This is a genomic window from Bradyrhizobium sp. BR2003 (assembly GCF_009720285.1).
GTDB classification, from domain to species: Bacteria; Pseudomonadota; Alphaproteobacteria; order Rhizobiales; family Xanthobacteraceae; genus Bradyrhizobium; species Bradyrhizobium elkanii.
Map to the genome: position 1 here is coordinate 262,834 of NZ_SMYJ01000030.1, position 13,985 is coordinate 276,818.

At 65.8% G+C, this 13,985-nt stretch carries 15 protein-coding genes; 5 read left to right on the forward strand and 10 right to left on the reverse strand.

What is annotated here, in order from left to right; translation table 11 throughout:
- The first annotated feature begins 96 nt into the window (after nt 1-96).
- Together E2I15_RS25600 and E2I15_RS25605 are read left to right on the forward strand one after the other, a co-directional pair.
- Entirely contained in the window at nt 97-1,410 is a 1,314-nt protein-coding gene (locus E2I15_RS25600; RefSeq protein ID WP_137476887.1) for an MFS transporter, read from the forward strand.
- Nucleotides 1,411-1,431: 21 nt separating this feature from the next.
- Nucleotides 1,432-2,505: a tartrate dehydrogenase gene (locus tag E2I15_RS25605; RefSeq protein WP_137476886.1), complete on the forward strand. Its 1,074-nt coding sequence runs from the start codon at nt 1,432-1,434 to the stop codon at nt 2,503-2,505.
- Between the two features lie 256 nt (nt 2,506-2,761).
- Here the strand turns inward: E2I15_RS25605 and E2I15_RS25610 are convergent, their stop codons facing one another.
- The 8 genes from E2I15_RS25610 to E2I15_RS25645 form a co-directional block, all read right to left on the reverse strand.
- Nucleotides 2,762-3,529 carry a serine acetyltransferase domain-containing protein gene (locus E2I15_RS25610; protein WP_155262562.1) on the reverse strand — a complete coding sequence of 256 codons (768 nt, stop codon included), beginning with the start codon at nt 3,527-3,529 and terminating at the stop codon, nt 2,762-2,764.
- 154 nt (nt 3,530-3,683) lie between these two features.
- Nucleotides 3,684-4,175 carry a DUF2852 domain-containing protein gene (locus E2I15_RS25615; RefSeq protein WP_076827785.1) on the reverse strand — a complete coding sequence of 164 codons (492 nt, stop codon included), beginning with the start codon at nt 4,173-4,175 and terminating at the stop codon, nt 3,684-3,686.
- Nucleotides 4,176-4,305: 130 nt separating this feature from the next.
- Nucleotides 4,306-5,019 (reverse strand): TetR/AcrR family transcriptional regulator, encoded by a 714-nt coding sequence (locus E2I15_RS25620; protein WP_137476885.1) that lies wholly within the window; start codon nt 5,017-5,019, stop codon nt 4,306-4,308.
- A 296-nt stretch (nt 5,020-5,315) separates the two neighbouring features.
- Nucleotides 5,316-5,681, reverse strand: coding sequence for a YciI family protein (locus tag E2I15_RS25625; RefSeq protein ID WP_137476884.1), 366 nt, complete (start codon nt 5,679-5,681; stop codon nt 5,316-5,318).
- Nucleotides 5,682-5,751: 70 nt separating this feature from the next.
- Nucleotides 5,752-6,177 (reverse strand): YciI family protein, encoded by a 426-nt coding sequence (locus E2I15_RS25630; RefSeq protein WP_016842527.1) that lies wholly within the window; start codon nt 6,175-6,177, stop codon nt 5,752-5,754.
- Nucleotides 6,178-6,332: 155 nt separating this feature from the next.
- Nucleotides 6,333-6,749, reverse strand: a complete 417-nt coding sequence (locus E2I15_RS25635; RefSeq protein WP_137476883.1) for a YciI family protein — start codon at nt 6,747-6,749, stop codon at nt 6,333-6,335.
- Between the two features lie 133 nt (nt 6,750-6,882).
- Nucleotides 6,883-7,254, reverse strand: a complete 372-nt coding sequence (locus tag E2I15_RS25640) for a nuclear transport factor 2 family protein (RefSeq protein ID WP_137476882.1) — start codon at nt 7,252-7,254, stop codon at nt 6,883-6,885.
- Nucleotides 7,255-7,395: 141 nt separating this feature from the next.
- Nucleotides 7,396-8,067, reverse strand: a complete 672-nt coding sequence (locus E2I15_RS25645; RefSeq protein WP_137476881.1) for a glutathione S-transferase family protein — start codon at nt 8,065-8,067, stop codon at nt 7,396-7,398.
- A gap of 499 nt (nt 8,068-8,566) precedes the next feature.
- On the opposite strand from E2I15_RS25645, the gene E2I15_RS25650 reads away from it, so the two are divergent.
- Nucleotides 8,567-10,237, forward strand: coding sequence for a methyl-accepting chemotaxis protein (locus E2I15_RS25650; protein WP_137476880.1), 1,671 nt, complete (start codon nt 8,567-8,569; stop codon nt 10,235-10,237).
- 221 nt (nt 10,238-10,458) lie between these two features.
- Nucleotides 10,459-11,247, forward strand: coding sequence for an SDR family NAD(P)-dependent oxidoreductase (locus tag E2I15_RS25655; protein WP_137476879.1), 789 nt, complete (start codon nt 10,459-10,461; stop codon nt 11,245-11,247).
- A gap of 77 nt (nt 11,248-11,324) precedes the next feature.
- Here E2I15_RS25655 and E2I15_RS25660 read toward each other — a convergent pair whose 3' ends face one another.
- Together E2I15_RS25660 and cobS are read right to left on the reverse strand one after the other, a co-directional pair.
- Nucleotides 11,325-11,891 (reverse strand): histidine phosphatase family protein, encoded by a 567-nt coding sequence (locus E2I15_RS25660; RefSeq protein ID WP_137476878.1) that lies wholly within the window; start codon nt 11,889-11,891, stop codon nt 11,325-11,327.
- Nucleotides 11,892-11,965: 74 nt separating this feature from the next.
- Complete coding sequence (cobS, locus tag E2I15_RS25665) at nt 11,966-12,718, reverse strand: adenosylcobinamide-GDP ribazoletransferase (protein WP_137476877.1); 753 nt, start codon at nt 12,716-12,718, stop codon at nt 11,966-11,968.
- 178 nt (nt 12,719-12,896) lie between these two features.
- Here cobS and cobT point away from each other — a divergent pair, with 178 nt between their 5' ends.
- A complete protein-coding gene (cobT, locus tag E2I15_RS25670; protein ID WP_137476876.1) occupies nt 12,897-13,910 on the forward strand; it encodes a nicotinate-nucleotide--dimethylbenzimidazole phosphoribosyltransferase in 1,014 nt (337 codons plus the stop codon).
- The last annotated feature ends 75 nt before the right edge of the window (nt 13,911-13,985 follow it).

Here is a 13,985-nt window from a genome sequence, read left to right on the forward strand (position 1 = left end):
CGCGGGTTGAAGCGAAAGGGCGCGAGCTTCTAGGCTTTCCGATGGCGCGCGACAGGCGCCGTCCCAACAAACAAGACGAACCCGGGGAAGAAGCCCATGGAAAGCCAGCTTGGCACGCGCGTATTGCGCAAGATCTCACTGCGCATCGTGCCGTTCATCATGCTGCTGTACTTTGTGGCCTTCATCGACCGCGTCAATATCGGCTTCGCCTCGCTGACCATGAACAAGGACATCGGCCTGTCGCCGACCGTCTATGGCTTCGGCGCCGGTATCTTTTTCTGGGGCTACTTCCTGTTCGAGGTGCCCTCCAACATCATCCTGCACAAGATCGGCGCGCGGATCTGGATCGCGCGGGTGATGATCACCTGGGGCCTGGTCTCGGCGGCAATGGCGCTGGTGCAGGGCGCGACCAGCTTCTACGTGCTGCGCTTCCTGCTCGGCGCCGCGGAGGCCGGCTTCTTCCCCGGCATCATCCTCTATCTGTCCTACTGGTTCCCGGCGCGGCAGCGCGCCGCCGTCACCGCGCTGTTCATGGCCGCGGCGCCGCTGTCGACCGTGCTCGGCTCGCCGGTGTCGGGCGCGCTGCTGGAGATGAACGGAATGCTCGGCTTCAAAGGCTGGCAATGGCTGTTCGTGCTGGAGGCGGTGCCCGCCGTGCTGCTTGGCTTCGTCGTGCTGGGCTTCCTGACCGACCGTCCGGAGCAGGCCAGATGGCTTGCCGACGACGAGCGCGCCTGGCTGGTCAAGACCATGAAGGCGGAGAACGACGGCAAGGCCACGACCGCAAGCCACAGCATCTGGCGCGGCCTCGCCGACCCGCGGGTGCTGGCGCTGGCGCTGGTCTATTTCGGCACCTCGGCCGGGCTCTACACACTTGGGGTGTGGGCGCCGCAGATCATCAAGCAGTTCGGCCTGTCGTCAATCCAGGTTGGCTTCCTCAACGCGGTACCGGCGACCATCGCCGTGATCGCGATGGTGTTGTGGGCGCGGCATTCCGACCGCACCGGCGAGCGCACCTGGCACGTGGTGCTGGCCTGCCTGATGGCCGCGGCGGGACTTGCGCTTGCCGGGCTGTGGACCGGCCTTGCCGCCGTGATCGCGGCGCTGACGCTGGTCAATATCGGCATCTCCTCATCGAAGCCGCCGCTGTGGAGCATGCCGACCATGTTCCTGTCCGGCTCGGCCGCGGCGGCCGGCATCGCCACCATCAACTCGATCGGCAATCTCGGCGGCTTCGTCGGGCCTGCCGTGATCGGCTGGATCAAGGAACGCACCGGCAGTTTCGACGGCGGCCTTTATTTCGTCGCCGGCCTCCTGGTGCTCTCGGCCGTGCTCACGCTGCTGCTGTCGCGCGCGCAGAGCGCGCCCGCGCAAACCGAACCGCAACCCAATCCCGTGCGAACCCGCTAATCACTCATCCGGAGACAACCCATGCGTACCCATTCCATCGCCGCCATCCCCGCCGACGGCATCGGCCCCGAAGTGATCTCCGCGGGCGTCCGCGTACTGGAGGCGCTGGCCAAGCGCAGCGGCGACATCGGCTTCAATGTCAAGACCTTCGACTGGGGCTCGGCCTATTACAAGAAGCACGGCGTGATGATGCCGGCCGACGGCCTCGCGGAGCTGAAGAACTTCGACGCGATCTATTTCGGCGCGGTCGGCGCGCCCGATGTGCCCGACCACATCACGCTGTGGGGCCTTCGGCTGCCGATCTGCCAGGGCTTTGACCAGTACGCCAATGTGCGGCCGACAAAGATCCTGCCCGGCGTCGCCTCGCCGCTGCGCAATGTCGGCGTCGGCGATCTCGACTGGGTGATCGTGCGCGAGAATTCCGAAGGCGAATATGCCGGCATGGGCGGCCGCGCACACAGGGGCCTGCCGGAAGAAGTCGGCACCGAGGTCGCTGTCTTCACCCGCGTCGGCGTCACGCGGATCATGCGCTATGCGTTCCAGCTGGCGCAGTCGCGGCCGCGCAAATTCCTCACCGTGGTGACCAAGTCGAACGCGCAGCGCCACGGCATGGTGATGTGGGACGAGATCGCGGCCGAGGTGGCGAAGGACTTCCCCGATGTCACCTGGGACAAGATGCTGGTCGACGCCATGACGGTGCGGATGACGCTCAATCCGAAGAGCCTCGACACCATTGTGGCGACCAACCTGCACGCCGACATCCTGTCCGATCTCGCGGGCGCGCTGGCCGGCAGCCTCGGCGTCGCGCCGACCGGCAACATCGACCCGCAGCGCCGCTACCCCTCGATGTTCGAGCCGATCCACGGCTCGGCCTTCGACATCACCGGCAAGGGCATCGCCAACCCGGTCGCAACCTTCTGGACCGGCGCGCAGATGCTGGAGCATCTCGGCGAGAAGGACGCAGCGGCGCGCCTGATGGCCGCGGTCGAGAAGGTGTGCGCGGCCGGCGTGCTGACGCCCGACGTCGGCGGCAAAGCGACGACCAAGGAAGTCACCGACGCGGTGATCGACGCGATCCATGGGTCGAATGTGTGAGACGGTGTCCAGTCGCCGCATGCAATGAGGTGAGCACCCCGCGCGAGCTCCCTTCCCCCTTGCGGGGGAGGGTTGGGGGAGAGGGATACCGCTTGCTCCGCTCTCAGTTTAATCGGCGACACCTCTTGCGCGCTGATGCAACAGCATCATCCAATTTCTGACATCACTCCCGGGGCCACCCCTCTCCCCACCCTCTCCCGCAAGGGGAGAGGGAGCCTGAGACGGTGCTCACCTCACGCGGTCAAAAGTGCTGACCTCACGAGAGCGTTGACGCTCCCACCGCGCAATTCGTCAGCCGCGCCGGAACGCCGACGGCGGTGCAGCCGGCGGGCACATCTGTCGTGACCAGCGCCCCGGCACCGATCCTGGCGAAATCGCCGATCGAAAGATGTCCGATCACCGTGGCGCCGGCACTGAGCAGCACGCCGTGGCCGATTGTCGGCGCGTGGCGCGGATCGTCCTGATGCCGCGCGATGGTGACGTTCTGCAAAATCGTGACCTCGTCGCCGACCGAGGCGAGCGCGCCGATGATGATGCCGGTGCCGTGATCGAGGAAAACAGCGGTTCCGATCCGGGCCGACGGGTGAATGCTGATCTGCAACTGGTCCGCCGTCGCGCTTTGCATCATGAGCGCAAGGTCGGGGCGGTCCTCGCGCCACAGCCAGTTCGACACCCGCCAGGCTTCCAGCGCAACGAAGCCCTTGAAGTTGAGCAGGGGCGGCAGGAAGCCCGTGATCGCCGGGTCGCGGCGCACGATGGCTGTGAGATCAGTGGCCGCGGCATCGACCAATGCGGGCTCGGCCGCATAGGCTTCGCGGGCCGCGCGCATGAACTGCGCGCGATCCTCTTCCGCGCGGCCGATATGCCGGCCGATCAGGAAGGCGAGCGCACCGCCAAGGTCGCCCTGATCGAGGATGAAGGCAGCCGACGCTTCGAGGAAGGGATCAGCCGCGATCGCGGCTGCCGCTTCGCGCCGGATCGCAAGCCAGAGATCGCCAGCCGTCACAGTCGCTGATCCCGCCATGGTCTTCACCTCATCGTCCGGATCCCAAACCATAGAGTGGGCGCGGCCCGGCCAAAATGCAAACCGCCCGCTTGCTCATCGCAAACGGGCGGCTCAGGGCCATCAGGTTCTATGGGGGCACATCGCCTGAAGGCTCAGTGCTTGCCTCGCGTGATCAGCTCTGCGGCGGCTGGTCGGTCGGCGGGGTCGGACGGGTCTTGTGCTGCGCCATGAAGGCGTCGAACTCTTCCTTGTCCTTGGCGTGACGCAGGCGATCGAGAAAGTTCTTGAACTCGACCTGCTCCTCCTCGAGACGGCGCAGCGTATCCTGGCGGTACTCGTCGAAGGCCCGGTTGCCGCTGGAGGGCGGACCGAAGCCGCCGAACGGGAAGCCGCGGCGCTCCATGCGGCTCTTCATCCGCTCCATCTTGTCCTGCATCCGCTCCATCTTGTTCTGCCAGCGATCCATGTCGTTGTGACTCCAACAGGCCATCTTTCTGCTCCCGAGTGTGAAAAAGAGAAGGGCGAGGCCGATCGGCCACCAGATCATGAAGCCGAGGATGATCCCGGCGATCTTCAGGGGATGCCACGGCGTCGCGTAGAAGTAGGGACGGTAGGGCTCTTCGACGGGGCCGCGCCAGCGATTGACATCAGCGGTGTAGGCCATTTCCTTCTCCATCACGGCATCACGCCGTTGTGAATGTAAATAACATTTACATGAGTAGCCGATCCCTTGGGAAAGTCAAGCAGCGCGGATGACGCACCCGTCGGATTATTTTTGGCTTGGCCGTTGAACCTTATTTCGGCTTGCCCCACGGACCAGTTCTGTCACCGGCCGGCTTTTCGTCGGCGGCCGCGGTTCCAGGCCTGCGATCGGTCGGGAAGCCCAGGCCGCGCAGATAGATCAGCACTTCGGCCTCGAGCAGGTCCTCCGGCGACATCGGCAGCTTGCGCCGCGCGGCATCGCCGCGGCCGAACAGCGAGGCGACGCCGTGCGACATCGCCCAGATGTGCAACGCCATCATCATCGCCGGCGGACGCGGCATGCCGGGCGGCGCCAGTGCGGCGAGCCGCTCGGCGGCGGCGCGGATGATCGCGAAGGCGCGCTCGCTTGCAGCCATCAGGGTCGGATTGGAATCGATCGGCAGGCCGGATTCGAACATCGCCGAATAGAACGCCGGCTCCTCGCGGGCGAACGCGAGATAGGCCTTGCCGACCCGCTCGAACGCCGTGACGGTATCGGGACGGCCGTCGTCCCAGGCCTGCGTCAGCAGCGATTCGAACTGCTCGAAGCCGCGCTGCGCAATGCTGGCGATCAGCTCGTCGCGGTCGCGGAAGTGGCGGTACGGCGCGGCGGGGCTGACGCCGGCCATCCGCGCGGCATCGGCGAAGGTGAAGCCGGCCGGCCCCTTCTTCGAGATCAGGTCGAGGGCTGCCTGCAGCAACGCCTCTTTGAGATTGCCGTGATGATAGCCGCGCTCGGCGCGGCCTTGGTCCTTGCGCCAGCTCATGTGAACGGCTTTTACATGAGCCGGCAGTAAAGGTCACTAGCGCGGCGACGGCGCGATAATCAAGATTAACGGACTGCTCCCGCCTCTACAATTGTGCGCCATCGATGGCCGTGAAGGAGGTGCGCCCCCTTTCCCGCTTGCGGGGAAGGGCTGCGATGGGGGCTCTCTCCGCGAGTCGTATCGTTGAGAAAGCCCCCACCCGCCTCGCTCCGGACGACGCTTCGCGTCGCTCGTCGCGCGTCGACCTCCCCCGCAAGCAAGAGAGGTTCAGGGAGCCCGCGGCCCGAAACGATTGACTATCGCCCCGGGATCGGCAGCACAGGCATGATCTCCACGGCCTCGCCCGGGAAGATTGAAAAGTGCGGGTGGTTCTCAAACAGCTTTGCCGCAGCCTCATGCGAGGGCGCACGTACCACGGTGAAGCCGGTCATCAGATTGGCGATGTCGGTGACGCCGCCTTGCCCGACCTTCTTGGTCTTGCCGAGCGGTCCGCCCATCTCGACGATCACGTCATGGTGCTTCTCGACCCAGGCGCCCCAGGCCGCCATGCCCTGCTGCTCCTTGGCGCGCCGTTCGGCCTCGGGCAGCGCGTTCCAGGCGGCCATCCGCGAGCCGGTTTTGCCGCCGCCGAGATAGACGGCGAGGAAGGTGTTGGTGCTCATGTTGCGTCTCCATTGTGGTCGTTGCTGGTTTGACGATCGTTTGCTGGCGCGATGACGCCGTCATGCGGTGTCAGCGCAGCGCCTTGCCCCAGCCACCCTGCGGATGCTCGAAGGTGGCGGCCGCCTGCTGCACCTCTTCGGAAAAATCGGCCATCTCCTGCACCTGGCGGATCTCGATCATCTCGTTCGCGGTGGCCGGGCACTTCCTGGCCCATTCGATTGCCTCGGCGCGCGAGGCGACCTCGATCATCCAGAAGCCGCCGATCACTTCCTTGGCCTCGGTGAACGGGCCGTCGATCACGACCGGCACGCCGGTGTCGAACTTGACCCGCGCGCCGGTAGCCGGCGGATGCAAGCCTTCCAGCGTGATCAGCACGCCGGCGTCCTTCAGCGCCTGATTGTACCGCATCATCGCGGCGACCCGTTCGGGGTCGAGCTCGAGCTTGGCCGGCGCGGACTCGTAGCCGAGCGGGATCATCAGCATCATGAAACGCATTGGTCGGATTTCCTTGCCTGTTGAATCACTCACAATCTTCCCCCTCGTCATGCCGGGAAGCCCCACACGGCGCCGGCCCGGAATCCACGACTTGCGACGGTGATCATGTATCCCGGGCGCATCGCCGGCGCGATATCGCGGAATGACGTCGGGTGTCATTTCCTGCCCACCTGCGCGCGCAGGCGCTCTCCCCGCTCGCGCAGCTCGGGCGTCAGCGCCTCGCCGAAATCCTCCGCGGCAAACACCTGGCGGATCTCGATCTCGGAGCCGCCGTCGAACGGCGCGCGCTTCATCCAGTCGATCGCTTCATCGAGCGACTTGGTCTCGATCAGCCAGAAGCCGCAGACGAGATCGCCGGTCAGGCTGAACGGGCCGCGCGACACGGTGCTCTGCCCGCCGGCATATTTGACCCGGGCGCCCTTGCTGGTCGGGTGCAGGCCCTCGCCGGCCTGCATCACGCCGGCCTTGACCATCTCCTCGTTGAACTTGCTCATCGCGGCGAGCAGTTCGGTGCTCGGCGTCACGCCGGCCTCGGTATCCCTGCTCGCCTTCACGATCACCATGAACTTCATCATCCTGCTCCGTTGTTTGCTCAGCTGCCTTGCCGGTATCTCCGGTGCTCGTCTCAAGGACGACGCGGGGCTTGCCACGCCGACAGGCCAGGCGAAATTATTCCGGAGGTCATTGGATCGCGTGCCACACCCCTCAGCGCTCCTGCCTGATGAGCTCGCCGTCCTGGTGCGACGGGCCGAAATAAACGTCGATGCGCGATACCTTGTCGCCGTCGAACACGAAGAACTCGGTGTTGCGAAAGCTCTTGCCGTCGCGCGCGACGCAGCGATAAGTGACGAAGGCCTCGAGGCCGTCGACCATGATGCGCTCGATCTCGTGGCGGCCGATCCAGCCGGAGTCGCGCCAGCACTCCGCGAAATAGGTCGGCTTGTCGATGTTCTCGCCATAGGGCGTCGAGAAGCGGAAATCCTCCGCGAACGCCGCCTCGACGCTCGCGCGGTCATTGGCGAGATATGCGGCGAAGAGGGAGCGGATGATCTCCGCCCTGTGGCCAGTTGCAGCCATGTCGTCTCCCATACGTATCGCCGGGCCTCCGGAGCGACCAGCGCTCCGGGAACCCGGGCCTCAAGGAGATGACGAACGGGACGGCGCAAAAGCGACATCACGCCACAATTTTTTTGGAACCGGATCGGAGGCCGGCTTGCTTCAGGTTTCCTGCGGGAACATGCCGAAATAGGGCTCGGCCTCCCTCAGGACGCGCGCGAAGGACGGTCGCGCCATCAGCCGCTCGAGATAGGCGGCCAGATGCCGATGGTCTTCTGCGAACGGCTCGACCTTGTTGCCGTAGAACATCGTCGGCGCGGCCGCGCAATCGGCCAACGAGAAATGCTCGCCCATCATCCAGCCGCCATGCGCGCGTTGCTGATTCAGGATTAGTTGCTGATCCAGGATCGCATAGGAGGTGCGGAGCTGCGCCCGCGCCTCGGCGACGCCATGCGGATCCTTGCTGTCCGCAGGCCGCAACCGGTCGCCGACGACCTTCTGCATCGGCAGGTGGACATAGAGATCGAGGAAGCGGTCGCGCAGCCGGGTCTGGAGCGCGAAGTCGGGATCCTCGGGGATCAGCCTGACGGCACCGGGATAGTGCCGGTCGAGATATTCGATGACGATGCTCGATTCCGGCACCGTCTCACCCCGCGTCTCGTCGCGGAGCACGGGAAAGCGGCCGATCGGCGACAGCGCGAGCACCGCCGCGCGCTCGGCGGGATCGCCGAGATTGACCATGTTCGGCTTGAAAGGCGCGCCGTTCTCGTAGAGCGCAATCAGCGCCTTCCAGCAGAACGAGGACAGCGGGTGGTAATACAGGGTAAGCGACATCGGAACTCCATCATGGGAACCAGTGCACGGAGGACGAAGCGCAGACGCCCCGCCCGACATCTCGTGCCACGATTATTTTGCAACCGCGGTGAGCGGATGCTTAAGCATCGAAGGTGACGCGCCTTCATCGAGGAGACGAATCAAAGGGGCGGGATCGATCGGTGAAGCGGCCAGCGATATCAGACTTCGTAATGAGCCTATCAGCGTTGCTGAAGTGGACGCGATGCGATCATCCGCATCAGACCAAAGTCGCCCTCGATTTTCGCCCGTAAGATTACGGTGAACATCGCATGCGGACTACGGATGATAACGTGCATACTGAAAAAATACGCCGCAAGTTGAAATAGATGCGCGGGCGCATCGACGCATTATGCAGTTCGTGCCAGGCGCGCGCGAGCAACAAGCTTTACCGATGCTAAACGGCTCGCTGCAACCTTTCCGTGAGTTGCCGCGATCCACTTTTCCCCATCCCTTTCATTTGGACCTTCACGGAGCCCTGATGTTCAGTTTCAGCAACAAGGCCAAGATCGAGAATGCGCTGGCACAGACTGCCGCGATCTGCAAGTCGCAGGCGGTGATCGAGTTCAAGCTCGACGGCACCATCGTCGACGCCAACGAGAACTTCCTCAATGCGATGGGCTACACGCTCGACGAGATCAAGGGCAAGCACCACAGCATGTTCGTCGATCCGGCCATTCGCGACAGCCAGGACTATCGCGCGTTCTGGGCCAACCTGAACCGCGGCGAATTCCAGGCCGCGCAATACAGGCGCATCGCCAAGGGCGGCCGCGAGATCTGGATCCAGGCCTCCTACAACCCGATCCTGGACAAGGGTGGCAAGCCGGTCGGCGTGATCAAGTTCGCCACCGACATCACCGCGCAGAAGATCCACAGCATGGAGGATGCCGGCAAGATCGCCGCGATCGGCCGGGCGCAGGCGGTGATCGAGTTCAACATGGACGGCACCATCGTCAATGCCAACGAGAATTTTCTAAGCGCGCTGGGCTATTCGCTCGCCGAGATCCAGGGCAAGCACCACAGCATGTTCGTGCCGCCGGCCGACCGCGACAGCGTGGCCTATCGCGACTTCTGGGCACGGCTGAACCGGGGCGCGTTCGAGGCAGGCGAATTCAAGCGGCTCGGCAAGGGCGGCAAGGAAATCTGGATCCTCGCCACTTACAACCCGATCCTCGACGACCGCGGCAAGCCGTTCAAGATCGTCAAGTTCGCCACCGACATCACGCAGCAGAAGGTGAAAACCGCCGACAATGACGGCCAGATCGATGCGATCGGCAAGTCGCAGGCGGTGATCGAGTTCAACATGGACGGCACGATCCGCACCGCGAACCCGAACTTCCTCGCCGCGATGGGCTATTCGCTTGCCGAAATCCAGGGCAAGCATCACAGCATGTTCGTCGAGCCCGCCGAAGCGGGCGCGGCCGGCTACCGCGAGTTCTGGGGGGCGCTGAACCGCGGCGAATTCCAGGCCGCCGAATACAAGCGCATCGCCAAGGGCGGCCGCGAGATCTGGATCCAGGCCTCCTACAACCCGATCCTCGATCTCAACGGCAAGCCCTACAAGGTGGTGAAGTACGCCACCGACATCACCGCGCAGGCGATCGGCCGCAAGAAGGCCGACAGCGCGCGCGGCCTGATCGAGGCGGTCGCCGCCGGCAGCGAGGAGATGAGCGCCTCGATCCGAGAGATCTCGGAAACCATGACCAAGTCGAAGCAGAACGCCGCGGTCGCCACCGGCCGGGTCGAGGCTGCGGACGGGCAGGCGCAGAAGCTCAATGCCGCAGCTCAAGCGATGAGCGGCATCGTCGAGATGATCTCGAGCATCACCGGACAGATCAACCTGCTGGCGCTCAACGCCACGATCGAGTCGGCGCGCGCCGGCGAAGCCGGCCGCGGCTTCGCGGTGGTCGCCTCCGAGGTGAAGAGCCTCGCCAATCAGGCCAAGCAGGCGACCGACACGATCTCCTCTGAAATCGACGCGCTGAACTCGATCGCCGCCGAAGTGGTGAGCTCGCTGTCCGAAATCAAAGCGGCGATCGCCGGCGTCAACGAATACATCACCTCAACCGCCGCCGCGGTCGAGGAGCAGAGCATCGTGACGCAGGACATGTCCACCAACATGCAGCGCGCCTCTGCCGAACTCGCAGCGTAAGCCACGGTGCGATCCTCGAAGGATGGGCGGCCCGGGCTGGGGGCCGTGCATCCTTCGAGACGCGCCCCGTGCTCTTCACGACGCGGCAAGTGGCCCGGGGGTCTCGCTCCGCTCGCACCTCGGGATGACGGTGAGAGGGCAAGCCGCACATCAGCGGTTGACACCGCAAGACAAAGGTCGCAGACGGTCGGGACTTCCTGCCCGAACCGACGGACCATCCGATGAATTCCGCTTCCCCCAAAGTCGCACTCGTGACCGGCGCCGCGCGCGGCATCGGGCTTGCCGCGGCGAAACGCTTTCTCGCCGACGGTTGGCGCGTCGCGCTGCTCGATATCGAGGGCGAATTGCTGCACGCGGTGGTTGCGGCGCTGAAGCAGCCCGACGACACGCTGGCACTCACCTGCGACGTATCGGACGCCGCTGGTGTAGCGGCCGCGATCTCTGCGATCACGGACCGGTTCGGCCGGCTCGACGCGCTGGTCAACAATGCCGGCATTGCCGTGTTCACGCCGGTGCTGGAGACCTCGGACGCCGACTGGAGCCGGATCATGGCGGTCAACCTGACCGGGCCGTTCCTGTGCACCAAGGCGGCCGCGCCCCTGATGCGCGAGCATGGCGGCGGTGCGATCGTCAACATCACCTCGATCTCGGCGGTGCGTGCCTCGACGCTGCGCTCGGCCTACGGCACCAGCAAGGCCGGGCTTGCGCATCTGACCAAGCAGCTCGCGGTCGAGCTCGCCTCGCTCGGCGTCCGCGTCAACGGCGTCGCGCCCGGCCCGGTCGACACCGCGATGGCCAAGGCCGTCCACACGCCGGAGATCCGCGCCGACTATCACGACGCCATCCCGCTCAACCGCTATGGGCTGGAGGAAGAGCTGGCGGAAGCGATCTTCTTCCTGTGCTCGGATCGCGCCAGCTACATCACCGGACAGATCCTCGCCGTCGACGGCGGCTTCGACGCCGCCGGCATCGGCCTGCCGACCCTGCGCGGCGCGCGGCGGAATGGGTAGAGCATTTTTGCAGAAGCCGCCTTGCTCCTTCACCGTCACCCTGAGAGGGTGACGGGTTCAAACTCGGCGAAACAAGTCTACCGCCCGTTCACCGCGACCACGCGCCAGGCATTCGGCAGCCGGTCGATCCGCGTCAGCGACAGCGGATCGATGACGAAGCGCAGCGCGAGCTCCGGCGCAAGCTCGAGGGCGATGGCAAGGATCGCGCGGATAGTGCCGGAATGCACCACCAGCACGACGTCGCCGACCGGCAGACGCGCGAGCCCTGCCCGCGCCCGAGCGATCTGATCGGCAAAGCTTTCGCCGCCCGGCGGCCGGTTGTTGCCCGGCGATTGCCAGAATGCGCGATAGGCTGCGCCGAGTTCGGCTTCGATCTCGCTGTGGCGCCGGCCGGTCCAATCGCCAAAATCCTGCTCGCGAAAGGCGTCGTCCTCCGCTGCCGTCAGGCCAAGCTTTGCTGCGGTCTCGCGGGTGCGCCGCGCCGGACTGCAGACCGCGCGAGCGTGAGCCGGCAGCCTCACCTGCAACGACGCGAATGCCGCGGCATCGCTGAGGTCGGCGGGCGCATCCGGCGCGTGGATCACGCTGCGCGGATCGTCCACCGGCGCATGACGGATTAGCCAGAGACGCGTTTCGCGATCCATGTTCCGCTCACGCTTTCATTTTGACGCGTTTTCTTCACCCGAACCGGTATCCACTTCGCTCGAAAGCGCTCGCTCTAACCCAACCGCGCCGCGAGCAGCACCAGGATCGCGGTTTCCGCGACCTGTTCGGCGCCGCCCAGCACGTCGCCGGTCTGGCCGCCGATCTGCCGCTTTGCCACGAGCGCCATGATCAGTGCGCTCGCACCGGCCGCAATCGCCGCAAGCAGCGCGCTGCCGAACGGCAAGGCGAGGACTGCGATCAGCAGCGCCAGGCCGGCCGCGACCGCCGCGATCGCACCATCGGGCTTTCCGGCATTGGCGGCGAGCCCATCCTTGCGCGCATAGGGCAGGCTGATCGCGATCCATGGCAGCACGCCGCGGCCCAGCGCGTGCGCAGATATCAGGCTCTGCACCACAAGACCACTCGGAATTGTCGCGAGAGCCCCAAGCTTGGCGGCAAAGCTCACCACCAGCGCCAGCGCGCCATAGGTGCCGAGCCGGCTGTCGCGCATGATCTCGAGCTTGGCCGCGATATCGCGGCCGCCACCGAACCCGTCGGCGACATCGGCGAGCCCGTCCTCATGCAGCGCGCCGGTGAGCAGCGCGCTGCCGCCGAGCGCGAGCGCGGCGGCGGCGAGATCCGGCACACCGATCGCCCGCAGCAGCAGGCAAAACAGGCCGATCGCCGCCCCGATGGCGGCCCCGACCAGGGGAAACAGCCGCTGCGCCCGGGCAAAGCTCTCCGTCCGCGCGCCGTCCGGATGCGGCATCGGCAGGCGGGTCAGGAAGGCGGTCGCGGTCCGGAGATCGTCGAGCCATTGATTCATGGTGAAGGCCTGGAAATTGGGCTAAAGCGCGACGGGATCGGGCTCGATCTCATCGCGCTTTGGCTTCTTGTTAGGGCATGATCTCCGCGCAAATGCTACGCATTTGTCGCGAGGGAAAACCGCTTCACACTTTTCCGGATCATGCACTAGCTTGCGGCCCGCTCGACGAGGGAATCGCATGCAGTTCAGTACTCTAGACGACATCCGCGGCTTTTGTCGCGACCTGCCGCAGGGCGACGCGGCCAGTGCCGCGGCCGCCGCGCAGCGCCAGCAGAACCTGACCAAGCCGCCGGGCAGCCTCGGCCGCCTGGAGGAGGTTGCGATCTGGCTGGCGCGCTGGCAGCGGCGCGAGATGCCCCGGCTCGACCACGTCACGATCGCCGTGTTCGCCGGCAATCACGGCATCGCCGAGCGCGGCGTTTCAGCCTATCCCTCCGAGGTCACCGCGCAGATGGTGGCGAACTTCGCCGCCGGCGGCGCTGCGATCAACCAGATCGCCAAGCTTGCCGGTGCGGAGCTGCGCGTCGAGCCGCTCGAGCTGGCGCGCCCGACCCGCGATTTCACGACCGGGCCGGCGATGGACGCCGCCGATTTCCTCGTCGCGCTCGATACCGGCTGGCGCGCGGTGCCCGAGCAATGCGATTTGCTCGTGGTCGGCGAGATGGGCATCGCCAACACCACGGTCGCCGCGACGCTGTGCGCGGCCTTGATGGGCGGGCGCGGCGTACGCTGGGCCGGCCGCGGCACCGGCGTCGACGATGCCGGCCTTATACGCAAGCGCACGACGATCGATGCGGCGCTCAAGCTGCATCGCGGCGTGATCGACGATCCGCTCGTCACCGCGACGTCGCTCGGCGGACGCGAGCTCGCGGCGATCGCGGGCGCTGTGCTGGCGGCGCGCGCACGCTGCATTCCGGTGCTGCTCGACGGCTTCGTGGCGACCGCAGCGGTGCTGCCGCTGGCGCGCCTTCAACCCAACAGCCTCGCGCATTGCCGCGCCGGACATGTGTCGGCCGAGCTCGGCCACCGCGAATTGCTGCGCGAGCTCGAACTCGCCCCCTTGCTCGATCTTAACATGCGGCTCGGCGAAGGCTCCGGCGCGGGGGTCGCGATCCTTTTGTTGCGCGCGGCACTCGCCTGTCATGGCGGCATGGCGACCTTTGCCGAGGCCGGCGTCTCCGGCGCGGACTGACAAACTGTCGCCGCATGCGCTAGCCTAACTAGCGTTTGGCACATACCGGGACGCCATCAACCGAAGGAACCGCCG